The organism is Kitasatospora sp. NPDC085879 (genome assembly GCF_040686255.1).
Lineage (GTDB): Bacteria > Actinomycetota > Actinomycetes > Streptomycetales > Streptomycetaceae > Kitasatospora.
This window is the reverse complement of sequence record NZ_JBFBJZ010000027.1, coordinates 98,294-113,066: the sequence shown is the minus strand read 5'-3', so window position 1 is coordinate 113,066 and position 14,773 is coordinate 98,294. Positions and strand designations below refer to the sequence as shown.

Below are 14,773 nucleotides of genomic sequence, written 5' to 3'. Positions count from 1 at the left end.
GGGGGGGGGGGGGGGGGGGGGGGGGGGGGGGGGGGGGGCGGGGGGGGCGGGGGGGGGGGCCGGGGGGGGGGCCCCCCCGGGGGGGGGGCCCCCCCCCCTCGGGGTGTCAGGCCCAGAGCTGGCCCTGCAGCGCCTCGACCGCGGCCTCGGTCGACTCGGCGGTGTAGATGCCGGTGGACAGGTACTTCCAGCCGCCGTCGGCGACGACGAACACCACGTCGGCCCGTTCGCCGGCCTTGGCGGCCTTGCGGGCGACGCCGATCGCGGCGTGCAGGATGGCGCCGGTGGAGACGCCGGCGAAGATGCCCTCGTGCTGGAGCAGCTCGCGGGTGCGCCGGACGGCGTCCGCGGAGCCGACGCTGAACCGGGTGGTGAGCACCTTGGCGTCGTAGAGCTCGGGGACGAAGCCCTCGTCGAGGTTGCGCAGGCCGTAGACGAGGTCGTCGTAGCGGGGCTCGGCGGCGACGATCTGCACGCCGGGGACCTTCTCGCGCAGGTAGCGGCCGACGCCCATCAGGGTGCCGGTGGTGCCGAGGCCGGCCACGAAGTGGGTGACGGTCGGCAGGTCGGCGAGGATCTCGGGGCCGGTGCCGGCGTAGTGCGCGCCGGCGTTGTCGGGGTTGCCGTACTGGTAGAGCATGACCCAGTCGGGGTGCTCGGCGGCGATCTCCTTGGCGATCCGCACGGCGGTGTTGGAGCCGCCGGCGGCCGGCGAGGGGATGATCTCGGCGCCCCACATGCGGAGCAGCTCGCGCCGCTCCTCGCTGGTGTTCTCCGGCATGACGCACACCATGCGGTAGCCCTTGAGCTTGGCCGCCATGGCGAGGGAGATGCCGGTGTTGCCGCTGGTGGGCTCGAGGATGGTGCAGCCCGGGGTGAGCCTGCCGTCGGCCTCGGCGCGCTCGATCATGTGCAGGGCCGGACGGTCCTTGATCGAGCCGGTGGGGTTGCGGTCCTCCAGCTTGGCCCACAGGCTCACCAGGCCGTCGGCGTTGCCGGGCACGGCTGCCGACATGCGCGGCAGCCGTACCAGCGGGGTGTTGCCGACGGCCTCCAGGGGGCTGTCGTAGCGCATTACTTCATGCCGCCGGCGACGGCGGGGAGGATGGTGACGCTGTCGCCGTCGGCGACGGCGGTGCTGATGCCCTCGAGGAAGCGGACGTCCTCGTCGTTCAGGTAGACGTTCACGAAGCGGCGCAGCTCGCCGGCGTCGAGGAGGCGCTCGGCGATGCCGGGGTGGCGGCTGTCGAGGTCCTGGAACAGCTCGCCGAGGTTGTTGCCGGTGCCTTCGACGGCCTTGGCGCCGTCGGTGTACGGGCGGAGGATGGTCGGGATGCGGACCTCGATGGCCATGGCTGCGCTCCTGTGGAGTGGGTCGGGTGGGCCGCCGCACGCGGCGCGGCAGGGGTGGGCCCCGGGGCGGCCGGGGCGGGCTGGCGGTGCCGAGTCAGTGGGCGTCGGCGGTACCGGGACAGATCGCGCTGGCGAGCCGGCACAGGTCGACGTGCAGGCGCGCCACGAGGCGGATGCCTGGGGCCTGGTTGGTCACATCGACGGAACGCATGGGCTCATCGTATAGATTCCCGCCCCCGCTACGGCATCCACGTCTCGCGATCCGGATGGTTTCGTTTCCCATGCCGAGACGGCACCCCGTCGCCGGCCGGTCGCGGCCGGTCGGCGGGTTCGGCGCCGGAGCCGCCGGTCAGGCGGGGTACTCCTCCACGACCTGCACGTCTTCCTCCGTGATCACACCGTCCACGATGCGGAACGAGCGGAACTCGTAGGGGTCGTCCTCGCCGTTGCCCTCGGCGGTGGAGACCAGCACGTAGTGCGCCTCGGGCTCGGAGGCGTAGCTGACGTCGGTGCGCGAGGGGTAGGCCTCGGTGGCGGTGTGCGAGTGGTAGACGATCACCGGCACCTCGTCGCGGTCGTCCATCTCGCGGTACAGCTTGAGCAGGTCGCCGGAGTCGAACTCGTAGAAGGTGGGCGAGCGGGCCGCGTTGAGCATCGGGACGAACCGCTCGGGACGGCCGCTGCCCTCGGGCCCTGCGACCACGCCGCAGGCCTCGTCCGGGTGGTCGGCGCGGGCGTGGGCCACGATGCGGTCGCGCAGTTCTCGGGTGATGGTCAGCATGCGGGCCAGGATAGCCAGCGCCGGTCCCGGGCCAGGGCCCGGGACCGACCGACGTCTCGACTGCCGGACACCCGGCGGACGCCTCGTGGGCAGCCCGGCGGACGCCTCGCGGTCAGCGTCCGACGCCCGCGTCCAGATGCTCGCGGCCCTGCCCCTGCACGGCCTCGGGGCGGATGCGGGCGAGCACCAGGTAGCCGGCGGTCAGCAGGGCGGCCCAGACCGGGAAGACGTACAGCGAGATCCGGGCGTCCTCGTCGAAGCCGATCAGGACGACGACCAGGACGAGGAAGGCGAGCGCGAGCCGGCTCGGCCAGCTGCCGCCGGGGGCCTTGAAGGTGGGGGCGGGCAGCCGGCCGTCCTGCCAGGCGCGGCGGTAGCGGATCTGGGCGACCAGGATGACCGCCCAGGTCCACAGGCCGCAGACGGTGGCGACCGAGGTCACGTACTCGAAGGCCTTCGCCGGGGCGAGGTAGTTGAGCACCACGCCGACGCCCATGAGCAGGCAGGAGACGGTGATCGCGGCGGCAGGGGTGCGGCGGGAGTTGAGCGTGGTGAGCCGGCCGGGGGCCTGGCCGCGCAGCGCGAGGTCGCGGAGCATCCGGCCGGTGGAGTACATGCCGGAGTTGCAGGAGGAGAGGGCGGCGGTGAGCACCACGAAGTTGATGACGGAGGCGCCGGCCGGGATGCCGACCTTCTCGAAGGCGGCGACGAACGGGCTGACGCCGGGCGCGAACTCCTGCCACGGGACGAGCGAGAGGATGATCACCAGGGCGCCGATGTAGAACAGCGCGATCCGCCAGGGCAGGGTGTTGATGGCGCGCGGCAGGGTGCGGGCCGGGTCCTCGCTCTCGCCGGCGGTGACGCCGACCAGTTCGACGCCGAGGTAGGCGAACATGACGATCTGAAGGGTCATCACGGTTGCGCCGACGCCCTTGGGGAAGAAGCCGCCGTCGGCCCACAGGTGGGTGACCGAGGCGGTGTCGCCGGCGTCCGAGAAGCCGAGGGTGAGCACGCCGACGCCGATCAGGATCATGCCGAGGATGGCGGTGACCTTGACCATCGAGAACCAGAACTCGATCTCGCCGAAGAGCTTCACCGAGATCAGGTTGGCGCCGTAGAGCAGCACCAGGAAGGCCAGCGCACTGGCCCACTGCGGGACACCGGGAGCCCAGTACCGCACGTAGACGGCGGCCGCGGTGGTCTCGGCCATGCCGGTGACCACCCAGAACAGCCAGTACGTCCAGCCGGTGACGAAGCCGGCGAACGGGCCGAGGAACTCCCGGGCGTACTCCGAGAAGCTGCCGGAGACCGGGCGGTAGGTGAGGAGTTCGCCGAGCGCACGCATGATGACGAAGATCACCAGGCCGGCCACCGCATAACTGAGGATCAGGCTGGGGCCGGCCTTGGAGATCGCCGTGCCGGCTCCGAGGAAGAGGCCGGTGCCGATCGCGCCGCCGATGGCGATCATCTGGATCTGGCGGCTGCCCAGCCCGCGGGCGTAGCCCTCCTCGTCCGGCTCGGTGTCGATCACCTCGTCGTAGCGCTGATCGGCCATGGGCGTACCGTCCTCGGGTTCGTGGGGAGGGTGAAGTCGTACCACGCCACGCCCGGATACCGGTGTCCATCTGAGCGTTAATTGAGCATGCCATGTCCGGATTCCGACACCTATGACCGAAATGCCGAGCCCCCGTGTCCACATGATGGACACGGGGGCTCGGGACGCCCGGGCCGGTCGGGGAACCGCCGGAGAAGGGCCGGGGACCGCCGGGGAGTCAGCCGGGGAGTCAGCCGGCCATGGCCTCCAACAGCGACTCCTGCATGCCACCCAGCCAGAGGTAGGCCATCACCAGCGGCTTGCGCGGGTCGCTGTCGGGCAGGCCGTACAGGCCCTCCTCGTCGTCCTCGGTGACGTCCAGCCGGGAACCGAGGGTGAGGCGCAGGTCGTTGAGGGCGCCGAGCCAGCGCGGGCAGTCCGCGGCCGGGACGGTCAGCACGCCGCCGTCGCCGCCGAGCCCGTCCAGCGCGCGGACCACGCTCAGCGCGTCCTCGCGCTTGCGGGCCCGCAGGTCCAGCTCGGTGTAGCGGCGGAACTCGCCCGCCATCGCCCGGGTCTCCGTGTCGGCGGGCTCGCCCGGCTCGCCGTACGCGTCGGGGAAGAGCCGGGCCAGCGCGGGGTCGGCCGGCGCCTCGGTCGGCCCGTCGGCGAAGAGCGCGGCCAGCGGGTCCTCGGAGACGCCCCCCGGGCCGGGGCCGATCAGCTCCAGCATCTGCACCTCCAGCGATCGGAGGATGGATGCCTCCACCTCGTCGAGCGCGATCGCCGCGGCGCCCTCGCCGGCGCTCTCGAACAAGCCAGCCATGAGTCCTGAATCAGCCCCGTCCGCATTGGTCTTCGGTCTTGGTGTCGATCGGTGTCGCCGTACGCGCCGGGGCCAGGGCCCCGCCGGCCGGACGCACGATGCCCGCCCGGGCGGTCAGTCGTGCTGGAGGGTGGCCCAGAGCCCGTAGCCGTGCATCGCCTGCACGTCGCGCTCCATCTCCTCGCGGGTGCCGCTGGAGACGACGGCACGCCCCTTGGTGTGCACCTCCATCATGAGCTCCCTGGCCTTGTCCTTCGGGTAGCCGAAGTAGGCCTGGAACACGTACTGGACGTAGCTCATCAGATTCACCGGGTCGTTGTGGACGATCGTCACCCACGGTGTGTCCGGTTCCACCGCCGGCAGACTTTCGACCTCCGGGCGCTCGATCTCGACCGGCGCGACACTCACGACTGGCTCTCTCCTCTGCGGCTGACCGGGGTGAAGGCGCGTCTCCCCCTGCCCTCATGCTTCCATCCGGGGGACTTCGGAGCGAATCCGGGTCAACATCACACAAGAGAAATCGTCACTCTGACGCTAAGTGGTAGTAGCATCATCACCATGGACGCCATCACCGCGCACCGCTCCACCGCGCTGCTCACCGACCGCTACGAGCTGACCATGCTGCAGGCCGCCCTGCGCAGCGGTGCCGCACACCGCCGATCGGTCTTCGAGGTGTTCACCCGCCGCCTGCCGAACGGCCGCCGCTACGGCGTGGTCGCCGGCACCGGCCGGGTCCTCGACGCCGTGGAGCACTTCCGGTTCACCGGCCCCCAACTGGACTGGCTGGCCGACCAGAAGGTGGTCGACGACGCGACCCTGCGCTTCCTCGCCGACTACCGCTTCACCGGCGACATCCACGGCTACCCGGAGGGCGAGGTGTACTTCCCCGGCTCGCCGCTGCTGACCGTCGAGGGCAGCTTCGCCGAGGCGGTGATCCTGGAGACGCTGATCCTCTCGATCCTCAACTACGACTCGGCGATCGCCGCCGCGGCCTCCCGGATGACCGCCGCCGCCGGCGACCGCCCGGTGATCGAGATGGGCGCCCGCCGGGCCCACGAGGCCGCCGCCGTCTCCGCCGCCCGCGCCGCCTACATCGCCGGCTTCAGCGCCACCTCCGACCTGGAGGCCGGCTTCACCCACGGCATCCCGACCACCGGCACCGCCGCACACGCCTTCACCCTGCTGCACGACAGCGAGCGGGAGGCCTTCACCGCCCAGATCGACTCGATGGGCCGCGGCACCACGCTGCTCATCGACACCTACGACCTGGCCGAGGCCGTCCGCACCGCCGTCGACGTGGCCGGGCCGGACCTCGGGGCGGTCCGCATCGACTCCGGCGACCTGACGCTGCTCGCCCACCGGGTGCGCCGCCAGCTCGACGACCTGGGCGCGCACAAGACCCGGATCATCGTCACCTCCGACCTCGACGAGTACGCCATCGCCGCGCTCGCTGCCGCACCGGTCGACGGCTACGGAGTGGGCACCAGCCTGGTCACCGGCAGCGGCCACCCGACCTGCGCGATGGTCTACAAGCTGGTCGCCCGGGAGAGCGTGCCCGGCGGTCCGCTGGTGCCGGTCGCCAAGCGCTCGGCCGGCGGCAAGACCAGCACCGGCGGCCGCAAGTGGGCCGCCCGGCGCACCGACGCGGACGGCGTCGCCGAGGCCGAGGTCGTCGGCACCGGCCCGGTGCCCGCCCCGCTGGAGCCGCAGCTGCTGCACGTGCCGCTGGTGCGCGACGGCGAGGTCGTGGGGCGCGAACCGCTGGAGGCGGCGCGCGAGCGCCACCGGCGCGCCCGCGCCACGCTCCCGATGTCGGCCACCCAGCTGTCGAAGGGCGAGCCCGTGATCGTGACCGAGCTGCTGAGCGGCGCGACCGCCGCCGGGTGAACCCGCCGGGTGCACCCGCCGGGCCTTCCGCCCGTGCGCGCCACTCCCTACAGTCTTCTCGGCACCACCACGGCCGCCACACCGCCCGCACGTCCCACCCGTACCGCCCGCACCGCCTCGTACCGCCTCCTACCGCCCGACCCCCGACGGCGGCCGCCACCGCGGACCGCCCCACAGCGAGAGAAGCCAGCCATGCACCGGGCCCTGATCGTCGTCGACGTGCAGAACGACTTCTGCGAGGGCGGCAGTCTGGCCGTCGGCGGCGGCGCCGAAGTGGCCGCCGCCATCACCGACCTGATCGCCGACGCCGCCCCCGGCTACGCGCACATCGTCGCCACCCGCGACCACCACATCGACCCCGGGGCGCACTTCTCCGACGATCCGGACTACGTCACCTCCTGGCCCGTGCACTGCGTGGCCGGCACCGAGGGCGTCGGCTTCCACCCCAACTTCGCGCCCTCGGTCACCTCGGGCGCGATCGAGGCGGTCTTCGACAAGGGCGCGCACTCGGCCGCGTACAGCGGCTTCGAGGGCATCGACGAGAACGGCGGGACGCTGGCCGCCTGGCTGCGCGAGCGGGGCGTGACCGAGGTGGACGTGGTCGGCATCGCCACCGACCACTGCGTGAAGGCCACCGCGCTCGACGCCGCCCGCGAGGGCTTCGCCACCCGGGTGCTGCTCGACCTGACGGCCGGTGTCGCGGCCGGCACCACCGAGGCCGCCCTTGGCGAACTGCGCACTGCCGGTGTCGAGTTGAACGGCACTCCGGTGCTGCACTGACCGGGGCCGCGCGGCGGCCGGGGCTGCCGGGCAGACCGGGGCGGTCAGCGGTCCGTGACGACCAGCTCGACGACGTCCGCCCCGCCGGCCCGGAAGGCCTCGCGGAGCTCGCCGCCGACCTCGTCCGGCTCTGCGGCGACCCGCGCACCGGAGACGTACACCACCCGCACCCCCAGGTACTCCATCCGGTGCTGCTCGCCGCGCACCCAGGCCGCCTCGCCCTCGCTGACGCAGCGCAGCTCGGAGTCGACGGCCACCGCCACGCCTGCCTCCGGCCAGTACAGGTCCGGCACCGCGACGTAGGTGCCACCGCGCATCCGCAGCTCGGGGCCGGCCAGCGGGACGGGCAGCAGCCATTCGTCCACCAGCTCGCCGATCCGGCCGAGCACCGACTCCCGCTCCGCGGCGAGGAGTTCGTCCAGCGCGGCGCGGACCCGCGGCTCGGCGAGCAGCCCGGCCTCGCCGAGCTCCTCCACCAGCTCCCGCAGGGTGCAGCCGCCCTCTGCGCGGGACACCGCCTCGCGGAGCAGGGCCCGCAGCAGCGCCGGGCGGACCACGCCGTCGTCGAACGCCCCCGTGTCCGTCCACTCGCGCACGGCGTCGGCCACCGCGCGCGCCACCGGCGCGCAGGCGAGCCCGTGCACCGACCGCGCCACCAGCGCCCGCCCGGTGCGCAGGATGCGGACCGCGCCCGCGTCCTTCAGCCGCCGCTGCCGCGGCACCAGCACCTCCACGCCGGTGACCGCAGGCAACCGGGGCACCGAGGCGAAGCCGTACAGGGCGAGCGCCGCCGCGCCGGTGATCACGGCGCCCTCGCGGCCGCTCTCGTCCCGACCGTTCTGCGCCGCGTAGAGCAGGGCCGCCCACATCCGCTGCTCCGGCGTCGGGTCGCCGTCCTGGAGGAGGTAGACCCGCGGCAGCAGCCGCTGCCACGGACCGCCGCGGCGGCAGTGCTCGGTGACCACCCGGGAGGGCACACCGCGCGCCCGCAGCTGGCTCGCCGTGACCACGTTCTGCTGACGCCGCGCCAGCTCTTCGAGCGAGAGCGGCTGGGAGGGAATCCGGTAGCTCATGCGAACACCCTCCCCAACGCCGCCGCAATCGCACGCCTGACTTGACGACCCGTTACCTAACCGTCGCGAAAACGGGACGGCTCCGTCCTAAAGTCCCCATACCCTCACCCGTTCGACGTATAGGACGTTCACTCGAATGCCGGATTAGGTGGGACTTGGGGCATGACGATCCGTTTTTCATCGAATCGGTACATCAACGATCATGGAATGAGTGCACCCCGGTGATCAGCGCTTACTGACCGAGCGTGACCAAGGCCATACGGTGAAGCACCACCCGCCGACCACCGGCACCCGCCCGATTGCCTACCATCGGCTCATGCCACGTGACGAGATCCCCGGCCTGCGCGCCGCCCAACTGCGCCTCGGCCGTCTACCCGGCTACGTCCGCCGGCCCGACCTCGCCCGCCGCAGCAGCGCGGACGGCCACACGTACAAGAAGGGGTGGGAGGTCCGCTTCACCGCCCGCACGGAAGCCGAGATAACGGAGATCCGCGACCTGGTGATGGCCGCCGGGTTCGCCCCCGCCCGACCGTTCTTCAAGGGTCACCAGCTGATCCAGCCGGTCTACGGCATCGCCGCCGTCCAGGCCTACCTGGCCGCCCGGGAGGCCTTCGAGGAACTCGGCCGCACCCGCGCCGCCGGATCGGCCACCGAGCCGGCCACCGGACGGACCCCGGCGGCGGGCGGCGACGGCTCGGCGGCCCGTCCCGACGGTGTCCCGGCGGCTCCCGCGGGCGCGGTGCCCATCCCGGAGCAGGCGTGCCGCGAGGCCGCCGCCCCGGTCGCCGCGGCGGCGGCAGCGGCGGCCGCGGCCGGTGCGGCCGCACTGGCGGCGAACACCGCGGGCGCCACGGGCACGGCCGCCTCCGTGGCGGCTGCCTCCGCGGCGGCCGCACAGGCCACCGTCCCGGGCCCGGCCGGTGCGGCGCCGGCCGGCGCCGGGGCGGTCGGTGCCGGGGCGGCCGTTGTTGGAGCGGTCGGCGTGGGAGCGGTCGGCGTTGGGTCGGCGGCCCGCGAGCGGTCCGGTGTCCCGGCGGCCGCGGGGCAGCGGGTCGGCGGCGGCCACGGCCGGCGGACCGCCGGGGCCGGCGTCAGTGCAGCCGGTCGTACGTCCTGAAGGTGTAACTCGCGTCGTAGGACAGCAGGTTGCCGCCCGCCACCGGAAGGCCGAGCCGACGGGACAGCAGCCCGGTGAGCGGGCCGCAGCCCTCCGGCGCGGGGACGGCGAACGTGTCGTCGTACGCCGAGAAGTGGATCAGCGGCGGGTTCCGCGAGACCCACTCCGAGGAACCCGCCCGCTGGAAGTGCATCGACACCGGGGTGCTCCGGCCGACCGTGCAGCCGTGCGGCAGCAGCGGCCCGGACAGCCGGAAGCGCATGTCCATGGTGCCGGTGTAGAAGTCGGAGGCACCGCCGTACTCGGCCTCCACGGCCAGACCCAGCAGTGGGCTGCGGTCGCCCGCCGGGGTGCCGGTCAAGCCGCCCGGCACCGCGGTCGGGCCGCCGCTGTGCCAGCCGCCCCAGACCTGCCCGGGCGTGCCGTCCGCCAACGGGCCCTCGGCGTGCACCATCAGGATCGGGTGCAGGACGGGCAGGTCGGCGGCGCCGAGGCGCAGCCGCGGGGTGGCCAGGTGCACCTCGCACCGCCAGCGGGCCGGGTCGACGCCCTGCGGGAGTTCGGGGCAGTCGGCGTAGCCGGCCTCCAGCGCGGCCAGTTCCGCCTCCGGGGTCCGGGCCGCGGAGGCGGCGCTGGCCCTGACGGTGGCCGTGGCAGCGCCGGACGGACCGGAAGGTGCGGCGTCGGCGGCGTGGGCCGCGGCAGGGACGGCCAGGGCGAGCCCGGTGGCCGCGAGGGCGGCGACGGCTGCGAGCCCGGCGCGGCGGGTCCGGCCGCGGCCCGCACGGCCCGTCCCGACGGCAACCGTCCCGACGGGGTCCGAGGGGCATCGGTGGTCGGTGCGCGGCATGGTGGTGGCGTCGATTTCCATGTCGGCCAGCCTGCCGCGCGAAAATTTCGGCCGACATCGGTGAGAGCCCGGACCTTGCCCGGACGCCACCCTGATACACGATCAGGGATTTTTTTCGGCCTCCGCCCGCCGCGGCGGAGGCCACGGCGGGCGCCCGCCGGGCGGGTGTCAGGGCGCGCGGGTGTCAGGGTGGGCAGGATCAGGGCAGGGCGGCCCGTAGCTCCGGGTCGGCCGTCGCCGTCTCGGGCTCGACGGTGTCGATGTGCACGGTGACGGCGACGAGCCGGGGCACGGCCCGCTTCAGTGCTCGTTCGGCGGCCTCCGCGACCCGGTGGCCCTCGGCCACGGTGAGCGTCCCGTCGACGGCCACGTCCGCCTCCGCCCGGAGGGCGTGGCCCACCCAGCGCATCCGCAGCGCGCCGACCGCGCGCACGCCCTCCACGTCCCGCAACCCGCGCTCGGCGGCGTCCACCAGCGCGGGCTCGACGCCGTCCATCAACCGGCGGCCGACCTCCCGGACGGAGCTGCGCAGTACCGCCAGTATCGCGGCGGTGATCACCAACCCGACCAGCGGATCCGCAGCCCGCCAGCCCAGTGCGGAGCCGCCCGCGCCGAGCAGGACGGCCAGCGAGGTGAGGCCGTCGGCGCGTGCGTGGATGCCGTCCGCGACCAGCGCGGCCGAACCGATCCGGCGGCCGGTGCGGATGCGGTAACGTGCCACCCACTCGTTGCCCAGGCAGCCCACCACCGCCGCAACCGCCACCGCCCAGACATGGCTGACCGGTTGTGGGTGGAGCAGCCGGTCGACGGCGGTCACGGCGGCCAGTACGGCGGACGCCGCGACGGTGGCCACCACGGCCACGCCTGCGAGGTCCTCGGCCCGTCCGTAGCCATAGGTGTAGCTGCGGTTCGCGGCACGGCGGCCGAGGAGGAAGGCGAGACCGAGCGGAACGGCGGTCAGCGCGTCCGCGACGTTGTGCACGGTGTCACCGAGGAGTGCGACCGAGTCCGAGAGCATCACCACGCCCGCCTGCAGGGCGGCGGTGGCGACGAGGACGAGGAGAGAGATCCACAGGGTCCGCAGTCCGTCGGCCGAGGTCTCCATCGCCTCGTCGACCTTGTCGGAGGCGTGGTGGGAGTGCGGACGCAGCAGATGGCCGAGCCGGGCGAGCACGCCGTCCCGGCCGTGGGGACGGCCTCGCGTGTGGCCGTGGGTGTGGCCGTGGGTGTGGCCGTGGGTGTGGTGGTGCCGGCCGTCGTGGTCGTGACTGTGGTGATGCTCGTCGTGCCGGTGATCGTCCTGGTGGTGTTCGGGGTGGCGGTGGTGCTCGTGGGGGTGGCCTGGGTCGTGGCCGTGATCGTGCGTGTGGCCTTCGGGGGCCGTTCCGCTCCCGTGCGTGTCGCGGGAGCGCGCGTCCCGCGAAGTGTGCGGGTGATCGGATGGATGCGCCAGATCCGTCATGCGCCCCACGGTCGCACATCAACCCCGCTGCAGCCACTACCGTCCTACCCTCCCTGACCAGGTGCGATACCCTCGCACCTGCCGGACACCCCGAGCGGCTGACTGATTGACCGTCACATCGCCGGACGGCCAGGCCCGTTCCCCACATCTCGACGGGACTTGTCACCCAAAGCAGCCGCGCGAGGGCCTAGAGTGAGCACCGGGCTACCCTTCCGACGCAACCAGATCGAGAGGCTGATGTGACTGATCGTCATGTCCCTGCCGTAGCATCGATCAGCCCCGCAGCCGACACCGGTCTGGCCGCCATGCCTCTGGAATTCACGGCGTTCTGCGAACTGCACCGCCCTCGTTATCTGAGTTTTGCGCGGGTCTGGTTCCACGAGCCCGGTACCGCCGGCCGGGTGGTCGACCAGGCGTTCCGCACGCTCGCCCAGGTGTGGCCCGAGGTCCTGGGCAGCTCCAATCCGACCGCGATCGCCTGGCAGATCCTGCGGAGCACGGTCGCCGAGTGCGAGCGCCCGAACAGCGAGCCGCTCGCCGAGCACCGTCCCGCGCCGGCCGACGAGGATCTGGCCATCCTGCACTACGTGGTGGGCCTGGCAGCGCCGGAGATCGCCGACGTGGTGGGCGCGGAGACCGCCAGCGTCGCCGGGCAGCTCCGCCACGCGCTGCGCCGGATGCCCCAGGAGTGGTGACCGCCGGCGCTGCGCGACCCCGGTGATCCGAATCACCGGTGGACCTACTGCCGGGCGGTGCGGTCCGGGCGAATGATGATCTCCAGTCGACCGGACGGAGAACCCACGTGTCCATCGAGCACACCGTAGCCGTGTTCGAACGGCAGGCCACCGCCTGCGCCGAACTCGGCTCCCCGCTGTACGCCGCCCTGCTGCGGCACGCCGCGACCGACATCCGCGACGGCGGGCCCTGCGCGGCCGCCGCCGCCGGCCACGAGGACGTGGCCGGGCCGCAGGCCGTCGCGCTGCGCCTGATGGGCGGGGTCCACGCCCTGGTCCTCACCGGCCGGGCACCGGCCCTCGCCGTGCACTACCCGAGCGCCGGTGGCAGCACCGATCCCGCGCGGCCGGACGCCGCCTGGCCGGCATTCCGGCAGGTCGTGGCGGAGAACCTGCCGTGGGTGCGGGACTGGCTCACCCGGCCGCCGCAGACCAACGAGGTCGGCCGGTCCAACCTCCTGATCGCGGGTCTGCTGCACACCCTGGGCGAGCGCCGCATGCCGGTCCGGCTGCTCGAGCTGGGCTCCAGCGCCGGCCTCAACCAGCTGGCTGACCTCTTCCACTGCTCCTCCCCCGGATACTCCTGCGGACCCGCCGACTCGCCGGTGCAGCTGCCGGACGCCTGGCGCGACGCGCCGCCCGTCTGGCTGCCCGCCCGGGCCGAGCCGCTCACCTTCGTCGAACGCCGGGGCTGCGACCTCACGCCGATCGACCCCCGGTCGGCGGACGGCTCGCTCGCGCTGCGCGCCTATGTATGGGCGGACCAGCCGGCCCGGACGGCCCGCCTGGAGGGCGCGCTCCGGCTGGCGGCAGAGGTGCCCACCCGGGTCGAGGCGATGGGCGCCGGTGAGTTCCTGGCCGGCGCGGAGGTCGCGGAGGGGGCACTCACCGTGGTCTGGCACTCGATCATGCGCCAGTACGTCCCGGCGGAGGAATGGGCGCGGGTCGAGGCGGAGTTGGCGCGACTGGCCGCGTCCTCCTCCCCCACGGCGCCCTTCGTCCACATCGCCTTCGAACCACGGCGGATCGAAGGTGCGCACCGGTTCGTCCTCGCCGTCCGCGACGGTGAGGGCCCGGTCGAGGTGCTCGCCGAGGCCGTCCCGCACGGACTGCCCGCCTGGCCCGCCGAACCCGGCTGGAAGCTGGGCTGAGGCGGCCGGACCGGGCTGGCCAGACCGGGCCGGCCAGGCCGCGGTCCGACTGTGGTCGAGGCCGGCCACAGGTGGTCGGGTGAGTCAGAGGCGGATACCCGTGACGTCGTACAGGTGGTGCACCGGGTCGTGGATCAGGTACTGCGCGAACGTCTCCACCGTGAAGCGGGCGCCGTCGCTCCGGAGCCCGGTTCGCTGCCACTGCTCGCCCGACACCTGGGCGAAGGACTGCGCCAACTGTTCGGCCGCGGCGGCCAGGTCGACGCTCACGGTGGCCGGGTCCTGCTCGGCGTAGCGCTCGGCGATTGCGGTCTCGTCCTGGTCCCAGTTGGCGAAGGCCGGGGCGTCCTGGGTGAGCATCAGGTCGAGCCGGCGCTCGAAGAGCCGGAAGACGTCCCGGACGTGGCAGGCGTACTCCAGCGTGGACCAGACGTCGGGCTGCGGGCGGCGCCGCAGCCCGGCCGGGTCCGCGGCGAGCAGCCGCTGCCACTCGGCGGCGTTGGCGCGCACCATGCCCGGAACGTCCTCGCGGACCACGGCCGGGGTGTCCAGCCCGCAGTCGTCACAGGAACGCTCGAGGACCCAGGTCCAGTCCTTGGTGTCAGGAGTGATCATGCACCCAGGATGCCGCCCGCCGTTCCCGCCCCACCAGAGGCGGGAACGCCAGTGGGCGCCAAGATGCTGCCATCCGCCGCGCCGTACGCCGCACGGGCCGCACGGATCTCGTGCAGGTGCTCGCGCGTCCAGGCGCAGGCGGCGTCGATCGGCCCGAAGAGGGACCGGCCGAGCGGTGTGAGGGCGTACTCCACCCGGGGCGGGTGCTCCGCGTAGGCGGTACGGGCCACCACTCCGTCGCGCTCCAGGGCGCGCAGCGACTCGGCCAGCACCTTGGGGGTGATCCCGACCAGGGGCACCTTCAGCTCGGAGAACCGGCGCGGCCCTGCCTCCAGGCAGCGCATGATCTTCCAGCCCCATTTCTCGGTGCCGCGGATCGGCGGACGCGCATCGCCGTCGCCGCAGTCGCCGAAGAAGTCCGCCGAGAGCGGGGGAAGCACCGGAGACCGTCCGTCCGACGAGCCCGGCGCTGGCGGCGCGGGTGGCGCACCAGGCGCACCAGGCGCACCAGGCGCGACCGAGGACGGCGAGGACGCAGTGGAAACCGAGGAGTGGCCGGAGGTCATGCTCCGACCGTACTGAGGGCGGCGCCGGTTCCGTTGAAGTAACC

The 14,773-nt window shown here is 73.4% G+C and carries 18 protein-coding genes; 6 read left to right on the top strand and 12 right to left on the bottom strand.

Features of this window, described 5'->3' with window-relative positions:
* Positions 1 to 106: 106 nt before the first annotated feature.
* The 7 genes from AB0P35_RS21500 to clpS form a co-directional block, all read right to left on the bottom strand.
* The gene (locus AB0P35_RS21500; RefSeq protein WP_363512746.1) at positions 107 to 1,075 is read right to left on the bottom strand and encodes a cysteine synthase; all 969 of its coding nucleotides are present in this window, start codon (positions 1,073 to 1,075) and stop codon (positions 107 to 109) included.
* Positions 1,075 to 1,353 carry a MoaD/ThiS family protein gene (locus AB0P35_RS21495; RefSeq protein ID WP_095874708.1) on the bottom strand — a complete coding sequence of 93 codons (279 nt, stop codon included), beginning with the start codon at positions 1,351 to 1,353 and terminating at the stop codon, positions 1,075 to 1,077. The genes AB0P35_RS21500 and AB0P35_RS21495 overlap by 1 nt, the downstream gene beginning before the upstream one ends.
* A gap of 94 nt (positions 1,354 to 1,447) precedes the next feature.
* Positions 1,448 to 1,564 (bottom strand): putative leader peptide, encoded by a 117-nt coding sequence (locus tag AB0P35_RS21490; RefSeq protein WP_344626806.1) that lies wholly within the window; start codon positions 1,562 to 1,564, stop codon positions 1,448 to 1,450.
* 138 nt (positions 1,565 to 1,702) lie between these two features.
* Entirely contained in the window at positions 1,703 to 2,134 is a 432-nt protein-coding gene (locus tag AB0P35_RS21485; protein WP_095874707.1) for a M67 family metallopeptidase, read from the bottom strand.
* 112 nt (positions 2,135 to 2,246) lie between these two features.
* A complete protein-coding gene (locus tag AB0P35_RS21480; protein ID WP_363512741.1) occupies positions 2,247 to 3,689 on the bottom strand; it encodes an amino acid permease in 1,443 nt (480 codons plus the stop codon).
* 229 nt (positions 3,690 to 3,918) lie between these two features.
* Entirely contained in the window at positions 3,919 to 4,494 is a 576-nt protein-coding gene (locus AB0P35_RS21475; RefSeq protein WP_363512738.1) for a DUF2017 domain-containing protein, read from the bottom strand.
* A gap of 114 nt (positions 4,495 to 4,608) precedes the next feature.
* Entirely contained in the window at positions 4,609 to 4,902 is a 294-nt protein-coding gene (clpS, locus tag AB0P35_RS21470) for an ATP-dependent Clp protease adapter ClpS (protein WP_363512735.1), read from the bottom strand.
* A gap of 150 nt (positions 4,903 to 5,052) precedes the next feature.
* Between clpS and AB0P35_RS21465 the strand changes: the two genes are divergently transcribed.
* Both AB0P35_RS21465 and AB0P35_RS21460 read left to right on the top strand, forming a co-directional pair.
* Positions 5,053 to 6,381: a nicotinate phosphoribosyltransferase gene (locus AB0P35_RS21465; RefSeq protein WP_363512732.1), complete on the top strand. Its 1,329-nt coding sequence runs from the start codon at positions 5,053 to 5,055 to the stop codon at positions 6,379 to 6,381.
* 192 nt (positions 6,382 to 6,573) lie between these two features.
* Positions 6,574 to 7,161 (top strand): nicotinamidase, encoded by a 588-nt coding sequence (locus AB0P35_RS21460; protein WP_363512729.1) that lies wholly within the window; start codon positions 6,574 to 6,576, stop codon positions 7,159 to 7,161.
* A gap of 44 nt (positions 7,162 to 7,205) precedes the next feature.
* On the opposite strand, the gene AB0P35_RS21455 is transcribed toward AB0P35_RS21460, so the two are convergent.
* Complete coding sequence (locus tag AB0P35_RS21455) at positions 7,206 to 8,234, bottom strand: hypothetical protein (RefSeq protein WP_363512726.1); 1,029 nt, start codon at positions 8,232 to 8,234, stop codon at positions 7,206 to 7,208.
* 316 nt (positions 8,235 to 8,550) lie between these two features.
* Here AB0P35_RS21455 and AB0P35_RS21450 point away from each other — a divergent pair, with 316 nt between their 5' ends.
* Positions 8,551 to 9,351: a hypothetical protein gene (locus AB0P35_RS21450; RefSeq protein ID WP_363512723.1), complete on the top strand. Its 801-nt coding sequence runs from the start codon at positions 8,551 to 8,553 to the stop codon at positions 9,349 to 9,351.
* Here AB0P35_RS21450 and AB0P35_RS21445 read toward each other — a convergent pair.
* Together AB0P35_RS21445 and AB0P35_RS21440 are read right to left on the bottom strand one after the other, a co-directional pair.
* A complete protein-coding gene (locus tag AB0P35_RS21445; RefSeq protein ID WP_363512720.1) occupies positions 9,326 to 10,222 on the bottom strand; it encodes a hypothetical protein in 897 nt (298 codons plus the stop codon). The genes AB0P35_RS21450 and AB0P35_RS21445 overlap by 26 nt on opposite strands.
* Positions 10,223 to 10,400: 178 nt before the next feature.
* Complete coding sequence (locus tag AB0P35_RS21440; protein WP_363512717.1) at positions 10,401 to 11,375, bottom strand: cation diffusion facilitator family transporter; 975 nt, start codon at positions 11,373 to 11,375, stop codon at positions 10,401 to 10,403.
* Between AB0P35_RS21440 and AB0P35_RS21435 the strand changes: the two genes are divergently transcribed.
* The 3 genes from AB0P35_RS21435 to AB0P35_RS21425 all read left to right on the top strand — a co-directional run bounded on the left by AB0P35_RS21435 (position 11,355) and on the right by AB0P35_RS21425 (position 13,548).
* The gene (locus tag AB0P35_RS21435) at positions 11,355 to 11,720 is read left to right on the top strand and encodes a hypothetical protein (RefSeq protein ID WP_363512714.1); all 366 of its coding nucleotides are present in this window, start codon (positions 11,355 to 11,357) and stop codon (positions 11,718 to 11,720) included. The genes AB0P35_RS21440 and AB0P35_RS21435 overlap by 21 nt on opposite strands.
* A 248-nt stretch (positions 11,721 to 11,968) precedes the next feature.
* Positions 11,969 to 12,358, top strand: coding sequence for a hypothetical protein (locus tag AB0P35_RS21430; protein WP_144298692.1), 390 nt, complete (start codon positions 11,969 to 11,971; stop codon positions 12,356 to 12,358).
* Positions 12,359 to 12,465: 107 nt separating this feature from the next.
* Positions 12,466 to 13,548, top strand: a complete 1,083-nt coding sequence (locus tag AB0P35_RS21425) for a DUF2332 domain-containing protein (RefSeq protein WP_363512711.1) — start codon at positions 12,466 to 12,468, stop codon at positions 13,546 to 13,548.
* Positions 13,549 to 13,632: 84 nt separating this feature from the next.
* On the opposite strand, the gene AB0P35_RS21420 is transcribed toward AB0P35_RS21425, so the two are convergent.
* Positions 13,633 to 14,163: a DinB family protein gene (locus AB0P35_RS21420; RefSeq protein WP_095874696.1), complete on the bottom strand. Its 531-nt coding sequence runs from the start codon at positions 14,161 to 14,163 to the stop codon at positions 13,633 to 13,635.
* On the bottom strand, positions 14,160 to 14,540 hold the full coding sequence (locus AB0P35_RS21415; RefSeq protein WP_257019331.1) for a helix-turn-helix domain-containing protein: 381 nt from the start codon (positions 14,538 to 14,540) through the stop codon (positions 14,160 to 14,162). Before AB0P35_RS21415 ends, AB0P35_RS21420 begins: the two co-directional genes overlap by 4 nt.
* Between the last annotated feature and the right edge of the window lie 233 nt (positions 14,541 to 14,773).